The organism is Sphingomonas aerolata (assembly GCF_023935825.1).
Classification (GTDB): domain Bacteria; phylum Pseudomonadota; class Alphaproteobacteria; order Sphingomonadales; family Sphingomonadaceae; genus Sphingomonas; species Sphingomonas aerolata.
Genome location: NZ_CP098762.1, coordinates 2,818,123 through 2,832,738, shown reverse-complemented (window position 1 = coordinate 2,832,738; position 14,616 = coordinate 2,818,123). Strand labels below are relative to the sequence as shown.

The 14,616-nt window shown below is 65.6% G+C and carries 16 protein-coding genes; 7 read left to right on the top strand and 9 right to left on the bottom strand.

Annotation, left to right across the window (positions count from 1 at the left end; all coding sequences use genetic code 11):
- Positions 1-47: 47 nt before the first annotated feature.
- Both mutL and NEF64_RS12765 read left to right on the top strand, forming a co-directional pair.
- Complete coding sequence (gene mutL, locus NEF64_RS12770; protein ID WP_056405614.1) at positions 48-1,862, top strand: DNA mismatch repair endonuclease MutL; 1,815 nt, start codon at positions 48-50, stop codon at positions 1,860-1,862.
- 565 nt (positions 1,863-2,427) lie between these two features.
- Positions 2,428-2,709, top strand: coding sequence for a hypothetical protein (locus NEF64_RS12765; RefSeq protein ID WP_156360244.1), 282 nt, complete (start codon positions 2,428-2,430; stop codon positions 2,707-2,709).
- 140 nt (positions 2,710-2,849) lie between these two features.
- Here the strand turns inward: NEF64_RS12765 and NEF64_RS12760 are convergent, their stop codons facing one another.
- The 9 genes from NEF64_RS12760 to NEF64_RS12720 all read right to left on the bottom strand — a co-directional run bounded on the left by NEF64_RS12760 (position 2,850) and on the right by NEF64_RS12720 (position 10,469).
- The gene (locus NEF64_RS12760) at positions 2,850-3,161 is read right to left on the bottom strand and encodes a hypothetical protein (protein WP_031440198.1); all 312 of its coding nucleotides are present in this window, start codon (positions 3,159-3,161) and stop codon (positions 2,850-2,852) included.
- Between the two features lie 207 nt (positions 3,162-3,368).
- Positions 3,369-6,449, bottom strand: coding sequence for a TonB-dependent receptor domain-containing protein (locus NEF64_RS12755; RefSeq protein WP_056405615.1), 3,081 nt, complete (start codon positions 6,447-6,449; stop codon positions 3,369-3,371).
- A 268-nt stretch (positions 6,450-6,717) separates the two neighbouring features.
- Positions 6,718-7,095 carry a Rap1a/Tai family immunity protein gene (locus tag NEF64_RS12750; RefSeq protein ID WP_156360245.1) on the bottom strand — a complete coding sequence of 126 codons (378 nt, stop codon included), beginning with the start codon at positions 7,093-7,095 and terminating at the stop codon, positions 6,718-6,720.
- A complete protein-coding gene (locus NEF64_RS12745; RefSeq protein ID WP_252573811.1) occupies positions 7,092-7,904 on the bottom strand; it encodes a hypothetical protein in 813 nt (270 codons plus the stop codon). The genes NEF64_RS12750 and NEF64_RS12745 overlap by 4 nt, the downstream gene beginning before the upstream one ends.
- 75 nt (positions 7,905-7,979) lie before the next feature.
- The gene (locus tag NEF64_RS12740) at positions 7,980-8,291 is read right to left on the bottom strand and encodes a hypothetical protein (protein WP_031393980.1); all 312 of its coding nucleotides are present in this window, start codon (positions 8,289-8,291) and stop codon (positions 7,980-7,982) included.
- 379 nt (positions 8,292-8,670) lie between these two features.
- Positions 8,671-9,267 carry a 50S ribosomal protein L9 gene (gene rplI / locus NEF64_RS12735; protein WP_031440825.1) on the bottom strand — a complete coding sequence of 199 codons (597 nt, stop codon included), beginning with the start codon at positions 9,265-9,267 and terminating at the stop codon, positions 8,671-8,673.
- Between the two features lie 11 nt (positions 9,268-9,278).
- Positions 9,279-9,503 carry a 30S ribosomal protein S18 gene (rpsR, locus tag NEF64_RS12730; protein WP_031393978.1) on the bottom strand — a complete coding sequence of 75 codons (225 nt, stop codon included), beginning with the start codon at positions 9,501-9,503 and terminating at the stop codon, positions 9,279-9,281.
- Between the two features lie 2 nt (positions 9,504-9,505).
- The gene (gene rpsF / locus NEF64_RS12725) at positions 9,506-9,940 is read right to left on the bottom strand and encodes a 30S ribosomal protein S6 (protein ID WP_031393977.1); all 435 of its coding nucleotides are present in this window, start codon (positions 9,938-9,940) and stop codon (positions 9,506-9,508) included.
- A 172-nt stretch (positions 9,941-10,112) separates the two neighbouring features.
- Entirely contained in the window at positions 10,113-10,469 is a 357-nt protein-coding gene (locus tag NEF64_RS12720) for an RcnB family protein (protein WP_037528667.1), read from the bottom strand.
- A gap of 194 nt (positions 10,470-10,663) precedes the next feature.
- Between NEF64_RS12720 and fabD the strand changes: the two genes are divergently transcribed.
- The 5 genes from fabD to fabF all read left to right on the top strand — a co-directional run bounded on the left by fabD (position 10,664) and on the right by fabF (position 14,606).
- On the top strand, positions 10,664-11,623 hold the full coding sequence (gene fabD / locus NEF64_RS12715; RefSeq protein WP_056405616.1) for an ACP S-malonyltransferase: 960 nt from the start codon (positions 10,664-10,666) through the stop codon (positions 11,621-11,623).
- Positions 11,624-11,656: 33 nt separating this feature from the next.
- A complete protein-coding gene (locus NEF64_RS12710; protein ID WP_031393973.1) occupies positions 11,657-12,085 on the top strand; it encodes a GxxExxY protein in 429 nt (142 codons plus the stop codon).
- A gap of 1 nt (position 12,086) precedes the next feature.
- Entirely contained in the window at positions 12,087-12,824 is a 738-nt protein-coding gene (gene fabG, locus NEF64_RS12705; RefSeq protein ID WP_031440821.1) for a 3-oxoacyl-[acyl-carrier-protein] reductase, read from the top strand.
- A gap of 161 nt (positions 12,825-12,985) precedes the next feature.
- Positions 12,986-13,222, top strand: coding sequence for an acyl carrier protein (locus NEF64_RS12700; protein ID WP_031393971.1), 237 nt, complete (start codon positions 12,986-12,988; stop codon positions 13,220-13,222).
- A gap of 121 nt (positions 13,223-13,343) precedes the next feature.
- On the top strand, positions 13,344-14,606 hold the full coding sequence (gene fabF / locus NEF64_RS12695) for a beta-ketoacyl-ACP synthase II (RefSeq protein ID WP_037528671.1): 1,263 nt from the start codon (positions 13,344-13,346) through the stop codon (positions 14,604-14,606).
- The last annotated feature ends 10 nt before the right edge of the window (positions 14,607-14,616 follow it).

Sequence of the window (14,616 nt, the reverse complement as noted above, 5' to 3'; positions counted from 1 at the left end):
GCGTTTGCGGGTCGCGGGATGCCGTCGCTTGGTCTAGACGCAAACCCATGTCAATACGGCGTCTCCCCGAGCATCTCGTCAATCGTATCGCCGCCGGTGAAGTGGTGGAAAGACCCGCCAGCGCGTTGAAGGAGTTAGTCGAGAACGCCATCGACGCAGGCGCCGGACGCATCGCGATTCTCCTCGTCGAAGGCGGCACATCGCGCATCGAAGTCGCCGACGACGGATGCGGCATGACGCCCGCCGACATGATGCTCGCGCTCGAACGGCACGCGACCTCGAAGATGCCCGACGAGATCATCGAATCGGTCGTGACGCTCGGCTTTCGCGGCGAGGCGCTGCCCTCGATCGCCAGCGTCGCGCGGCTGACGATCGAGAGCCGGGTGAGGGGGGCCGAAGGCTGGTCGCGGATCGTCGACAATGGCCGCGTCGAGCGTGAGGGGCCCGCCGCGCTGCCCCCCGGCACGCGCGTCGTGGTCGAGGATCTGTTCGCGCGCGTCCCCGCCCGCCGCAAGTTCCTCCGCTCCCCGCGCGCCGAATATGCCGCCTGTCTCGACGTCGTCCGCCGGCTCGCGATGGCGCGTCCCGATATCGGCTTCACGATCGAGCATGACGGCCGCCGCACGCTGGCGGCGACGCAGGTCGAGGACCGGCCGGGCCGGGTCGCGACGCTCACCGATCGCGCGCTCGCCGACAATGCGGTCACGATCGATCTCGAACGCCCGGTCGACTCGGGCATGCTCGTGCTCGGCGGGGTCGCCAGTCTCCCGACCTACAATCGCGGCATCGCCGATCACCAGTATCTGTTCGTCAACGGCCGGCCGGTGAAGGACCGGCTGCTGATGGGCGCGATCCGCGGCGCCTATGCCGAGATGCTCCCGCGCGACCGGCACGCGGTCGTGGCGCTGTTCCTCGACGTCCCGACAGACCAGGTCGACGTCAACGTCCACCCCGCCAAGACCGAGGTCCGCTTCCGCGACCCGGCGATGGTCCGCGGCCTGATCGTCTCGGGCCTGCGCCGCGCCCTCGACGCCGCCGGCCACCGCAGCCAGCGCGCATCCGAGTCCGCCCTGTCGATGTGGCAGCAGGAAACCTCCTCTCCCCCCGGGGGAGAGGAAGGGGCCCGCCCGCAAAGCGGGTGGGAAGGTGAGGGCACGCCCCAAAGACTGCCGCTAGAAAACCGCAGCTACGCCACGGTCAACGACGCCCGCCCCACCTTCTTCGCCGCCCCCCCACAGGCAAGAGCCGAACCCGCCTGGACGCCGCCGCCACAGACCAGCGCCTTCCCGATGGGCGTCGCGCGCGGCCAGGTCGCCAAGACCTATATCGTCGCCGAGGCGGAGGACGGTCTCGTGCTCGTCGATCAGCATGCCGCGCATGAACGCCTCGTCCTCGAACGGATGCGCGCCGCACTCGCCGGCGGCACGGTCGCGAGCCAGGCGCTGCTGATCCCCGAGGTCGTCGAGCTCGACGAACCCGCCTGCGACCGGCTCGAGGCACGCGCCGCCGAACTGTCCGAGTTCGGGCTCGACCTCGAGCGCTTCGGCGCGCGCGCGATGCTCGTCCGCGCGACCCCCGCCTTGCTCGGCCAGAGCGATCCCAAAGGGCTCGTCACCGACCTCGCCGACGAACTCGCCGCGTTCGACGAGGCGCTGTCGCTCAAGGAACGGCTCGACGCGGTCGCGGGCACGATGGCCTGCCACGGCTCGGTCCGCGCCGGCCGCATCCTCTCGGTCCCCGAGATGAACGCGCTGCTGCGCGAAATGGAGATCACCCCCCATTCCGGCCAATGCAACCACGGCCGCCCCACCTGGGTGAAGCTCGCGCACGGCGACATCGAGAAACTGTTCGGCCGCAAGTAAACCGTGCGGCGTGGGGGTGGGCGCCGTCTCCCGCAGCCCCCCACACTCCCGTTCGTGATTATCGTAAATACAAGAGCTTTGACCAACGATGGTGTTCGACAGGCACTGCTCACGGTACCCCCCCCCCCCCCCCCAGCAGAACCGCCTGCCGAACGCATCGGCATGTAATAAAGCAGGCTGCTCAGGACTATTATTAAGTTTGATCCGAGGATCGACAATTAACTATTGATACTACGATTTATGGAAAATACACCTTTCAGGTGTACTTCAAGGCTTATCCGGACATGGATAAAGCGCATAATGCATAACATAGGTTATGTTTTAGGATCGACTTCTTTGTGCTTCTGCATATTCTGATTCGACGAGATACTTCAACACTTTCGTGGCAGGAGTGCTATCTACTGCGAGCGTCGTCCATGGCCATTGCCAACGTTGTTCGCAACAGGTTAACTTGGCAGGTGGATTAAGCTGACACTTCCACCTTCGCGTAATTGCAGACATTCGAAGCTTAGCGAGGTTGGAAGCAAAGGAGCGTTCATGCCCGGCAAAACATCTGGCAATTACCGTGACGCGTATGCTTCCGCTCGCGGCATCGCTGCTGTCTGGCACTCTATTGGGTCGAGCGGCAATGCTCGCGTTAGTTTCGCCGATGGCGATGGACGGTGGACAGTCCGTCGGCGCGTGGGCGCTGGTATTGTTCTTGCTCGCTCAGCCTATCATGCTCGTCGCTGCTATGACGGCGGGCTTTCTCTGCTATCGCCGATTGACAAAATGGCGCTTCGTCACTGCGCTCGCACTGCCGGCTTTGCACCTTCTCGGCATGAGGATTCTCATGCTCGCTTTATAGGCTGAAAGTCGAGTTTCCACCTAGTTGAGCCGTTGACACCGGCTGCCCGGTGCCCGGCGATAACGCCCTCACATCCGCGTCTCGTCACAAAAAAAAAAGCCCCCACCGTCAGGTGAGGGCTCGTGACGTCAGGCGAAGTCTTACTTCTCGCCATTGTCCTTGACGCCCACGGTGGGCACGTCGACCGTTTCGGTCTCGGTCTTGACCTTGGGGACCTCGACTTCGGTCTTCTTCGTGCCGACGACGACCGCCTTCGAGTCGAGATCGACATTCGGCATGTCACCGCCCTTGACGGAGACCTCCGGAAGCGAACCTTCCTTCACGTTGGCGCTCCAGAACCCGGTCGCAAAGAGGACACCGACGATGGCCGCAATGACGACAAGGACGATGACGATCGTCTTGCCTGCGCCGCTCTTCTGACGAATTGGCTCGCCGCCCCGATAATCTGACATTTAACTCTCCCTGTACTTACAACAGGTTCGAACACTCTCGACGCAGTCTTGTTCCGTTTGCGTCATGACGTCAAAATTGCCGGCGCCCGGCACGCGGATCTTAACGCGTCTCGAGGGCGGAGCGACGGGCGGACGTCGCCGGCTCCCGCACCAAAAAAAAAGGGGGCCCGTCGCGAACGACGAGCCCCCCGATACGCCCCGGTTCGATCAGAACCGCACGGTCGCCCCGACCGCGAGGTTGCGGCCCAGCGCGTCGTAGCGCGCGGGGATCGTGTTGCTGCGCGCCAGGCTGATGTCATAGGAATTCGCCAGGATCGGCGGCGTCTTGTCGAGCAGGTTGTTCGCGATCAGCCGGAGCGAGAAATCGCGCGACACGGCGAAGGTCAGCGCCAGGTCGAAATAATTCACCGGCGCGATCCTGTAGAAGGTCGTCCGCGCCCGGTCGGGCGTGCCGCCGATCGCCGGATCGCCCGAATTGTCCGCACTCGTCAGCGACCCGACATAGCGCCAGTTGAACGAGGTGCTGAAGATGCCGTCGCTCGTCGTATAGGTCGTCCGCAGCCCGTGCGACCATTTCGGCAGCAGCTGGCCGCAGCCATTGCCGTAATAGCCCGCGCAATTGCGCTTGGGCTGGAGCGGCGAATCCTGCCCGCCGGCAAAGGTGGTCAGCGACCCGTTGAAGTTCCAGTCGATCTTGCCGACCCCGCCCAGACCCAGCGTATACTGGCTCTGGAAGTCCCAGCCGCGCGCGATCGAGAAATAATAATTGGTCGTGCCCGCGCGGATGAAGCCGCTGGTCGGGTTGTTCGCGGCGGCGGCGTAGAGGATGCCGGTGCCGGGCTGGCGGACGATCCCCGAGCAGAAGAACGGGTCGCCGTTCGAACGCTGGCAGCCATCGGTGTAATAGCTGTCGTCGTTATAGCCGAGCGAGTTGTTGATCTTGATCCGGTAGCGATCGACCGAGAAGACCAGCCCGCGCAGGAAGCTCGGCTTCACGACCAGGCCATAGGTCTGGGTATAGGCGGTTTCCGGATCCGCGGTGAACCCGCCCGATCGCACCGTGCACTGGTCGTTCGGGCACAACAGAGTCGCGCTGCCATAGAGTGCGTCGGACAGCCCGGTCGCCGCGCACACCTCGCGCGAGGCGATCGGCGTGGTCGTGGTGATCGTGCGGCCGGGATTGGCGGGGTCCGCGATCTGGCGCGGCACGGGGGCGCAGAAGTCGTTCTGCGATCCGCCCTGCCGGCTATAGTTGATCGCGGTCGCCTGGCGGATCTCGAACACGGTCGGCGCGCGCTGCGCCTTGTTGAACGACGCGCGGAACGTCAGGTCGCTGACCGGGGCATAGGTGCCCTCGAGCTTCCACGTGTTGAAGGTCTTGGGATTGCTGCTGTATTTCGACACGCGATAGCCGCCCGTGACCTGCAGCAGATGCGCGAAGCGGCGCTCCTCGATCAGCGGCGCCTGGACTTCGATGTTCGATTCCCACACGTCCTGGCTCAGGTTGAAATCCTCGCCGCCATTCTGCTCGCGGTAGATCGCATCCGCGGACGAGGCATAGCTGTCCTTGCGATATTCGCCGCCCAGCGCGATCGCGACGCCCTGGTTCGCAAAGGGTGAGGTGATCCCGTATTTGCCGAGGTCGCCGGTCACCGACGACACGATGTCCCACAATTTGGCGACGCCGGTCGAGGTGCCGCTGCGCGCGGTGAAGAGGTAGTCGGCGAGCGGTCCGCCGAGCGTCCCTGCGCTGAACGCGTTGAACGGGACACAGGCCGGGTCGACCCCCGACACGGTCGCCGCGCAGGTCGGCGTGCCGTTGACGCTGACGACGTTGAGCGAGCGGTTCACCCGATCAAAATCGGCGAAATTGCCGAAGGTGATGTCCTGCTGGTTGCGCGAGAACACGCCGCCCAGGTCATAGGTCCACGCCTCGCCGACGGTACCGCGGATGCCCGCGGTCGCGCGGATCCCCTTGTTCAGATAGACGTCGGGCGAGAAGGGCAGGTCGTTGAAGCGATAGCGCACGTCGAGCGGCGCGAGCGCCGACGTCCCCGCCTGCGCACCGCAGATCGTGCTGGCCTGCGACGTCGACAGGAACGGGTTGTTGCAGTTTACCTGGTACGGCGTGTCGCCATAGGCGGTGTAGCTGTAGACGCGCGTCGGATAGGGGTTCACCGACCTGTCGCGGAACCAGATCCCCGAACCATAGAGCTCGAGCTCTGGCGCGATCTTCGCGCTGACGAAGCCGCCGGCGGTATAGCGTTCGAATTCGCGCTGATAGGAATAGCCGTCATAGGGGTTGGCCGCGTTGCCCGCCCCCGCGCCGTACGGCACGAAGCTGCGCGTGCCGGCGGGATCGTTGACATAGCCGACGCCGCTGTTCGCCCCGCTGCGCGGCGAGATATAGCCGCTCGGCGAATAGGTCGACAGCGAGCAGGACAGCGGGCCGTCCTTGCCGGTCTGGACCAGCTGGCACGCCGAGCTCGACCGCGCGTCATAGGGGACGTCATTGGCCTGGCGGTAATTGACGAAGCCCGACACGCGCAGCGCGCCGTCGAACAGCTTGGTACCCGCGGTCAGCGTGACGTCGGACCGGCCGCCATCATTGGTCAGCCCGCGCGGCGCCTCGAACGCGTTCGCGCGCGCCAGCGGCGACACGATCGTGTCCTTGTTCTCGTGATTGTAGAAGCTGTAATTGCCGTCGAGCTGGATCCCCTCGAAATCCTTCTTCAGGATGAAGTTCACCACGCCCGCGACCGCGTCCGATCCATAGACCGACGACGCGCCGCCGGTCAGCACGTCGACGCGTTCGAGCAGCGAGGGCGGGATGATGCCGACGTCCTGGCCGTTCTGCGTGCCCAGCCGCTTGCCGTCGACCAGCACCAGCGTCCGCTCGAAGCCGAGGCTGCGCAGCTTGATCCGCTGGCGGCCGTCCGAATCCTGATAGGTCTGCTGGCTGTCGGGCGACACCTGCGGCAGGCGGTTGAGCACGTCCTCGACGGTGATCGCCGCCTGCGCGCGGATGTCCTGCGCGGTGACCGAGGTGATCGGCGCGGCCGATGTCATGTTGGGTCGCTGGATCCGCGATCCGGTGACGACGATCATGTCGTCGGACACGGTCCTGGCCGTATCGCCCGCGGCGAACGCGGTCTGCGCATCGGCCTCGACCTTGGCCTGGGCCGGCGTCGCCGGGCTGTCCGTCGCGGTCTGCGCCGCAGCGGGGATCGCCGTCAGCAACAGCGATCCGGCAAGTGCAATATAGGACGTGGTATGTCTGAAGTTCATGAAGGCCCCCTTGTCCGGCTGCGCGATCGCGCTTGGTCCGGTTCCGGGGACATGAATTCTCCATTCTGACTTATATGACAATACCTAAATATGACCTCTTCATACGAATGTTGCGAGCATGTTCAGAATAGGCACTATTTCGGTTATCGAGAGCCATCGCCGTTCACCGTGGCGCCGCACATTGGCAGGCCGCCCGCCGACGAATCGTCGCGGGCGGCACTTCGGCGGATTGTCATAGGGCCGTACCGCTACCGGTACGGCGGGCGGGCTAGCGTTTGGCGTTCCGCTTGCACGCAAAGGACCGGCGCAGCGCGTCGCGGACCACGAAGATCGGTGCGGCCTTCGCCTTCTTGCCCTTGGTGCGCAGATACTTCCGCGTCGTCGCCACCGCGTCGATCGTCGACCCCTTGGTTGCCGAGGGGCAGATCTCGCGCGCCATCGACAGCGTGTCGAACGCGCCGAGGATATAGCCCGTGCAGAAGCTCGGCGCCGGGTCCGCATCCTTGCCGCGGCACTGCGCGATCAGCTCCTCGGTCGTCAGCGCGCTCACCACCACGGGGCGGTCGGCGCGAGCGGGGGTGCGGGAAGTGGGGGCGGGGGCAGGAGCGGGGGCAGCGGCCACCACGGCGAGCCAGAGCAGGATCATGTCGGTTCGCTTTCCGCACCAGGGGTCGCCGCGACCGGCGTCGGCTTCAGATAGGGCAGCAGCCGCGCCCGCGGAAACACGTCGTCGAGCGTCCGGCTCTCGGGCAGGATATACACCACGCCGCCCTTGCGGCGGAACAGCGGGCTCAGCTGGCCGGTATAGAATTTGCTGCCGACATTGATGCAGCCAAAGCTGATCCGGTTGTCCTCCGGGCTCGGCGACACCAGCCGCTCGACCCGGCGTTCCTTCTTGTGGGTCGTGATCACCGCATGGATCGCGACCGAATTGGCATAGTCGACCCACAGCACCGACTGGCGTCCGAACGCGCGGCCGAACTTCGTGACGAACCGGCCCGCGGGCGTGGTCCGCTCGGCGGGGCCGATCTCGGCCAGATCCTTTGCGCCGACGCCCGGCGACGAATCGTCCCCGATCCCGACGCCGAGCAGCACCGGCGTCTGCCCGACATATGCGCCCTTCGCATCGAACAGCAGCAGCGACGCCGCCTGCTTGTCGATCACCGCATAGGGCAGGCCGGCATTGTCCTTCGCCGCCGCGACCCAGGCGACGATCTGGTCCGCAGCCGGCGACAGCAGCGGCAGCGCGAGCGGCACGACCGGAGCGGCCACCGCCACCCCGCGCCGCGGCTTCGCGCGCGTCTTGCCAGCGGCCTTGCCACCCGCCTTGCCACCCGTCTTCGCGGCGACCTTGGCGCCGGCAGCGGCCGCCAGCGGCACCGGCGCGGCGACGAGCGCCAGCGCCAGGCCGGCAAGCGCCGCCGCCCGGTACCGTCCCGGTAACGGCCCTCTCACGCGCAAGATCCTCTCACGATGGCGATCCTGCGCGGCGAAAGCCGTCCCGGGTATTGGCATGGAGCAGGGTCAGGCTCAGCCGCGCGGCTTGCGCTGGCGCTGCTGCATCTGCTGCTGCATCTTCTGCTCCATGCCGTCGACGCGACCATTGATCTGGTCGATCCGCTGGCCGTTCTGCTGCGCCTGGCCGGCTGCGGCCTGGGCCTGGGTCAGCGCCTCGCCCGACGTGCCCTCGACGGTCCGCAGGCGGCCGTCCATGCCGTCGATGCGCGTGTTGACGGTCGCGATCTGCTCGCGGACAAAGCCCTTGGTGGCGCAACCGCCCAGCCCGATCGACCCGATCAGCAGGAGGGCAACCGTCGGATATTTCTGGAGACTCGTACGCATTTTCTTAACCTTTCCAAAAACTGGAACCTGCACTCAGCGATCACAATCGCGCGCTGACAATCGATTTTGGCCAGAATGTGCGTCTTCTGCGGTGGAGCAGGGGGCGGGGTGAATGCCGCCGGTTCGCCGCGCCGCGCGGTTCATCTGCCCGCAACCTTTTGCAGGCCTTGGGCATTATCGCCGCGTCCCATCTCAAAGAGTTCGCCGGCCATGAAACAGATCCTCCCCGTCATCTTCGCGCTCGTGCCCCTCGCCGCGATGGTCGGTGCCTGCGTCACCTGCCCCTGAGCCGCTGGCGTTCCTGCCGCGGACATGAAAAAGGCCCGCCCGGATCGCTCCGGACGGGCCTTTTTCGATTTGGCCAGGAAAGGCGAGGGGGTTAGCCCTGTGCCTCTTCCTCCTGGTCGCGCGGGGCTTCGGCGGTCGCGCCGGGCTCTGCGTTCGGATCGTAATCCTCGACGAAGCCAGCCTCGTCGCGCTCGAACATCGACGACATGACGTCGACGCCCTGAGCCTGCATCTCGGCTTCTTCCGGCGACCGGGCGACGTTGACCTTGACGGACACCGACACCTCGGGGTGGAGTGCAACCTTGACGGTGTACACGCCGATTGCCTTGATCGGCTTGTCGAGCACGATCGCCGACTTGCCGACCTTGTGACCATCGGCCACCAGCGCATCGACCAGATCGCGAACCGCGACCGAGCCGTAGAGCTGACCGGTGTTCGACGCCTGACGGATAAGGGTCACACTCGCGTCGGTGAAGGTCTTCGCTTCGGTCTCGGCATCGGCACGGCGCGATGCGTTGTCCGATTCGATCCGCGCACGGTTCGCTTCGAAAACCTTGCGGTTGGCTTCGTTCGAACGAAGCGCCTTCTTGTTCGGGAGAAGGAAGTTACGGGCATAGCCGTCCTTGACCTTCACCACGTCGCCGATGGCGCCGAGCTTTTCGACGCGCTCAAGCAGAATGACGTCCATGGGGGCGCTCCTTACTTAACGATGTAGGGCAGCAGGCCCAGATGACGCGCACGCTTGATGGCCTGGGCCAGTTCGCGCTGCTTCTTTGCGGCCACCGAAGTGATACGCGACGGGACGATCTTGCCACGCTCGGACACGAAGCCCTGCAGCAACCGGACATCCTTATAGTCAATCCGGGGAGCGTCTTTGGCAGAGAACGGGCAGCTCTTGCGGCGGCGGAAGAATGGACGTGCCATGATTATTCAGCTCCCTCTTCGCGGTCACGACGGGGACCACGGTCCGGACGATCGCCGCGGTCAGGACGGCCTTCACGGCCACCTTCACGGTCGCCACGACGCTCACGGTCGCGGTCCGACTTGCGCATCATCACGGTCGGGCCCTCTTCGAGCGTGTCGACCTTGACCGTCATGTAACGGATGATGTCTTCGTTGATCTGCGTCTGGCGCTCCAGCTCTGCGATCACGTTGCCCGGGGCATCGATCTCGAGCATCACATAGTGCGCCTTGCGGTTCTTGGCGATCTTGTACGCCAGCGAACGCAGGCCCCAGTTCTCGGTCTTTACGACCCGACCTTCGTTGTCGTTCACGATCTTGGTGGCGATTTCCGCCAGAGCGTCCACCTGCGCCTGTGCCAGATCCTGGCGCGCAAGGAACACGTGCTCGTAAAGAGCCATGTCTTGTCCTTCGTCTTGGCCGATCGCTGATACACGCCCCATGCGTGCACCCCTCCGGCTGTCGTCTAGAATGCAAACCGGGGCAAGGGACGCGAATCCCTCACCCCGGTTGCGATGGCCCTTACCCGATTATCGGGGAAAGGCAAGGTTGGTTACGACCCTGACGGCGCGATTACCGGAACGCGCCACCCCGCACCTGGACCACGTTGCCGCGGCCGTTGACCAGCAGCGCGTCACGACCCGAACGGACCCACTGGCTGCCACGCGGCGGGGCGGCGAGGCGATAGTTGCGGTACGTCGTGATCACCCGGTAGTTCTGCGCATAACGGCGGTCGAACCGCTGGCCGGTGCGGAAATTGCGATACTGGTTCGGGCGGACGGTGGTCCGCTTGGTGACGACGGTGCGGCCATTGTTGTTCTGGCGCACGGTGGTCACTTCGCGGCGCTGCTGCGCCTCGGCCGGAGCGGCGGCCAGCAGCGGGCTGGCGACGAGGGTGGCGGCAAGCGCGCTGAGGATGAACGTCTTCATGATACTCTCCCGTTGAAACACGGCGCCGATGCTGCGGCGTCCTCCATAATCTGGGGGCCGCTTGTCGCAGGCGCTTGTCGCAGGGGTCGCGAATTGGTCGCATTTTGTCGCAAACCTGCCGGGTCCGTTCAGGTTCGCGCGGTTGCAACTCGGGCCACACCTTTCTAGTCCGCCCGCTTCAAAGAGGAGAGGTCATGCGCGCGTTCATCTTCCCCGGCCAGGGGAGCCAGTCTGTCGGCATGGGCAAGGCGCTCGCCGACGCCAGCGCCACCGCGCGCGAGGTCTTCGCCGAAGTCGACGAGGCGCTCGGCCAGAATCTGTTCCGGCTGATGAGCGAGGGGCCGGCCGACGACCTCCTCCTCACCGAGAATGCGCAGCCCGCGATCATGGCGAACGCGATCGCCACGCTGCGCGTCGCCGAGAAGGAGGGCGGTCTGCGCCTCGCCGACAAGGCCGACTATGTCGCCGGGCACAGCCTCGGCGAATATACCGCTTTGTGCGCCGCGGGCGCGCTCGACCTGTCGACCACCGCGCGGCTGCTGAAGCTGCGCGGCCGGGCGATGCAGGCAGCGGTGCCGGTGGGCGAGGGCGCGATGGCCGCGCTGCTCGGTACCGACCTCGAAAAGGCGCAGCTGATCGCCGGCGCCGCGGTCGATTCGATCCTCGCCGAGGGCGGGGCCGAGCTGGTCTGCACCGTCGCCAACGACAATGACCCGTCGCAGGTCGTGATCTCGGGCCACCGCCTCGCGATCGAGAAGGCGATCGCGCTCGCCAAGGATCTCGGCGCCAAGCGCGCGGTCCTGCTCCCGGTCTCCGCGCCGTTCCACTGCCCGCTGATGCAGCCGGCCGCCGAGGCGATGGAAGCCGCCCTCCTCGACGCCGACCTCCGCGCGCCGCTGGTGCCGGTGTTCGCCAATGTCGACGCGGTCTCCGTCGCCAACCCCGGCGCGATCCGCCACCTGCTCGTCCAGCAGGTCACCGGCATGGTCCGCTGGCGCGAATCGGTCCTCGCGATGCACGCAGCCGGCGTCGGCCGCTTCGTCGAATTCGGCGGCAAGGTCCTCGCCCCCATGGTAAAACGCACCGCCCCCGACGCCGAAACCACCAGCGTCATCACGATGGACGACATCGAGGATTTCGTGAAGAAGATGTGATCACGCGGAGACGCGGAGCCGCGGAGAGAAGATTTGAGAGAGATCGACCAGATCAGCGGCGATGTGCTCGATCTCTCCGTTCGGATTCACCGTGCTCTGGGTCCGGGACTTCTCGAAAGCGTCTACGAACTGGTGCTGGCGGGTAAGCTCGCCAGTCTGGGTTACCACGTGGCGCGGCAGCGACCGGTAGACATCGAATTCGACGGGACCCGCTTCGAAGCGGCCTTTCGGATCGACCTCCTGGTCGACGAGCGCCTTCTCGTAGAAATCAAATCGGTAGAGCAACTGAACGCCGTCCACGGCAAGCAATTGCTCACCTATCTACGCCTCACCAAACAGCCCGTCGGGCTGCTTATCAACTTCGGTGGCGCGACGCTCAAGGAAGGGGTGCGACGGATCGTCAATGACCATCGCCCCTCCGCGTCTCCGCGTCTCCGCGTGAACCAATCTATTGGAGACTAGAATGTTCGACCTCACAGGCATGACCGCCCTCGTCACCGGCGCATCGGGCGGGATCGGGTCCGAGATCGCCCGGGCCCTCGCCGCACAGGGCGCGCGCCTCGCCATATCCGGCTCCAACGCCGCCAAGCTCGACGCCTTCCTCGCCACCCTCGGCGGTGACCATGTCGCGCTGCCCTGCGACCTGTCCGACCCCGCCGCGGTCGACGCGCTCGTCCCCCAGGCGGTGGAGAAGCTCGGCAAGATCGACATCCTCGTCAACAATGCCGGCGTCACCCGCGACAATCTCGCGATGCGGATGAAGGACGACGAGTGGGACAGCGTCATCCGCGTCAACCTCGAGGCCGCGTTCCGCCTGATGCGCGCCGCCGCCAAGCCGATGATGAAGGCGCGCTTCGGCCGGATGATCTCGGTCACCTCGATCGTCGGCGTCACCGGCAATCCCGGCCAGGCGAACTACGCCGCGTCGAAGGCGGGGCTGATCGGCATGTCGAAATCGATGGCGCAGGAGCTCGCCAGCCGCGGCATCACCGTCAACTGCGTCGCCCCCGGCTTCATCACCTCGCCGATGACCGACGCACTCCCCGACGCGCAGAAGACCGCGCTGACGACGAAGATTCCGGCCGGCCGGCTGGGCGAGGGCGCGGACATCGGCGCGGCGATCGTCTATCTCGCCAGCCGCGAGGCGGGCTATGTCACCGGGCAGACGCTGCACGTGAATGGCGGGATGGCGATGATCTGACGTCACGGATCCGCGGCATGAGCCGGGCTAACGCCCGGTTTTCGCCCGCAATCGCGCAAAGCGACCCGGCAAGGCGATGAACTGACCCTTGCCACGAAACGGACCCCGTTCTACGGGCGTTCAGGAACTGGTAAAAACCCCCAAAGATAGAGGGAACGAACATGAGCGAGACCGCAGACCGCGTGAAGAAGATCGTCGTCGAGCATCTCGGCGTCGAAGCCGACAAGGTGACCGAAGATGCGAGCTTCATCGACGATCTGGGTGCCGACAGCCTCGACATCGTCGAGCTGGTCATGGCGTTCGAAGAAGAATTCGGCGTCGAGATCCCTGACGACGCGGCTGAGAAGATCGCGACCGTCAAGGACGCGATCACCTATATCGACGAGCACAAGGCCTGATCAGGGCTTGAGGTCCGATCCGTCGGGCTTGCCCTGGTGGCTATGATCTGAGCGGCTCCCCGTCCTTGGGCTAAGAGGGCGGGGAGCCGTTTCGTTTTGGAAGCATGTGGAGTTTGAGGTCATGCGGCGTGTCGTCGTAACCGGGCTAGGCCTGGTCACCCCCCTGGGGGCCGATGTTGAAACGGCTTGGGCGAACATTCTCGCCGGCAAGTCGGGGGCGGGCCCGATCACCCGGTTCGATGCGTCGGACCAGGTCTGTCGCATCGCCTGCGAGGTGAAGCCCGCAGACCATGAATATGGCTTCGATCCCGCCAAGCGAGTCGACCACAAGGTCCAGCGCCAGGTCGATCCCTTCATCATCTACGGCATCGACGCCGCGGGCCAGGCGCTCGAAGACGCCGGCCTGACCGAGATGACGGTCGAGGAAAGCTGGCGCGCGGGCGTGTCGATCGGCTCGGGCATCGGCGGCCTGCCGGGTATCGAGAGCGAATCGATCGTCCTCCACACCAAGGGGCCGCGCCGCGTCTCGCCGCACTTCGTCCATGGCCGCCTCATCAACCTGATCTCGGGTCAGGTCTCGATCAAATACGGCCTGCGCGGACCCAACCACGCGGTCGTCACCGCCTGCTCGACCGGCGCGCATGCGATCGGCGACGCCGCGCGGATGATCGCGATGGACGATGCCGACGTGATGCTCGCGGGCGGCGCGGAGGGCACCGTCTGCCCGCTCGGCATCGCCGGCTTCGCGCAGGCGCGCGCGCTGTCGACCAACTTCAACGATTCGCCCGAAAAGGCCTCGCGTCCCTATGACAAGGACCGCGACGGCTTCGTGATGGGCGAGGGCGCGGGCGTGCTCGTGCTCGAGGAATATGAACACGCCAAGGCGCGTGGCGCGAAGATCTATGCCGAGGTGATCGGCTATGGCCTGTCGGGCGACGCCTATCACGTCACCGCACCGCATCCCGAAGGCGACGGTGCGTTCCGTTCGATGCAGATGGCGATCAGGAAGTCGGGCCTCAAGCTCGAGGACATCGACTACATCAACGCGCACGGCACCTCGACGCCGATGGGCGATGAGCTCGAACTCGGCGCGGTCCGCCGGCTGTTCGGCGATGCGATCTCGGGCCTGTCGATGTCGTCGACCAAGTCGGCGATCGGCCATCTGCTCGGCGGCGCCGGCGCGGTCGAGAGCATCTTCTGCATCCTCGCACTGCGCGACCAGATCGTGCCGCCGACGCTCAACCTCGACAATCCGAGCGACAGCTGCATCGGCGTCGACCTCGTGCCGCACGTCGCCAAGAAGCGCGAAGTCCGCGCGGTGCTGAATAACTCGTTCGGCTTCGGCGGCACCAACGCCTCGCTGGTGATGACGCTGGTCAAGTAACCGCTGTGCC

Excerpts from the sequence above, each read along its gene's own strand:
- mutL (WP_056405614.1), top strand. The coding sequence starts at position 48 with ATGTCAATACGGCGTCTCCCCGAGCATCTCGTCAATCGTATCGCCGCC.
- NEF64_RS12760 (WP_031440198.1), bottom strand. The coding sequence starts at position 3,161 with ATGTCAGATTATCGGGGCGGCGAGCCAATTCGTCAGAAGAGCGGCGCA.
- NEF64_RS12755 (WP_056405615.1), bottom strand. The coding sequence starts at position 6,449 with ATGAACTTCAGACATACCACGTCCTATATTGCACTTGCCGGATCGCTG.
- NEF64_RS12750 (WP_156360245.1), bottom strand. The coding sequence starts at position 7,095 with ATGATCCTGCTCTGGCTCGCCGTGGTGGCCGCTGCCCCCGCTCCTGCC.
- NEF64_RS12740 (WP_031393980.1), bottom strand. The coding sequence starts at position 8,291 with ATGCGTACGAGTCTCCAGAAATATCCGACGGTTGCCCTCCTGCTGATC.
- rplI (WP_031440825.1), bottom strand. The coding sequence starts at position 9,267 with ATGGACGTCATTCTGCTTGAGCGCGTCGAAAAGCTCGGCGCCATCGGC.
- rpsR (WP_031393978.1), bottom strand. The coding sequence starts at position 9,503 with ATGGCACGTCCATTCTTCCGCCGCCGCAAGAGCTGCCCGTTCTCTGCC.
- rpsF (WP_031393977.1), bottom strand. The coding sequence starts at position 9,940 with ATGGCTCTTTACGAGCACGTGTTCCTTGCGCGCCAGGATCTGGCACAG.
- NEF64_RS12720 (WP_037528667.1), bottom strand. The coding sequence starts at position 10,469 with ATGAAGACGTTCATCCTCAGCGCGCTTGCCGCCACCCTCGTCGCCAGC.
- fabD (WP_056405616.1), top strand. The coding sequence starts at position 10,664 with ATGCGCGCGTTCATCTTCCCCGGCCAGGGGAGCCAGTCTGTCGGCATG.
- fabG (WP_031440821.1), top strand. The coding sequence starts at position 12,087 with ATGTTCGACCTCACAGGCATGACCGCCCTCGTCACCGGCGCATCGGGC.
- NEF64_RS12700 (WP_031393971.1), top strand. The coding sequence starts at position 12,986 with ATGAGCGAGACCGCAGACCGCGTGAAGAAGATCGTCGTCGAGCATCTC.
- fabF (WP_037528671.1), top strand. The coding sequence starts at position 13,344 with ATGCGGCGTGTCGTCGTAACCGGGCTAGGCCTGGTCACCCCCCTGGGG.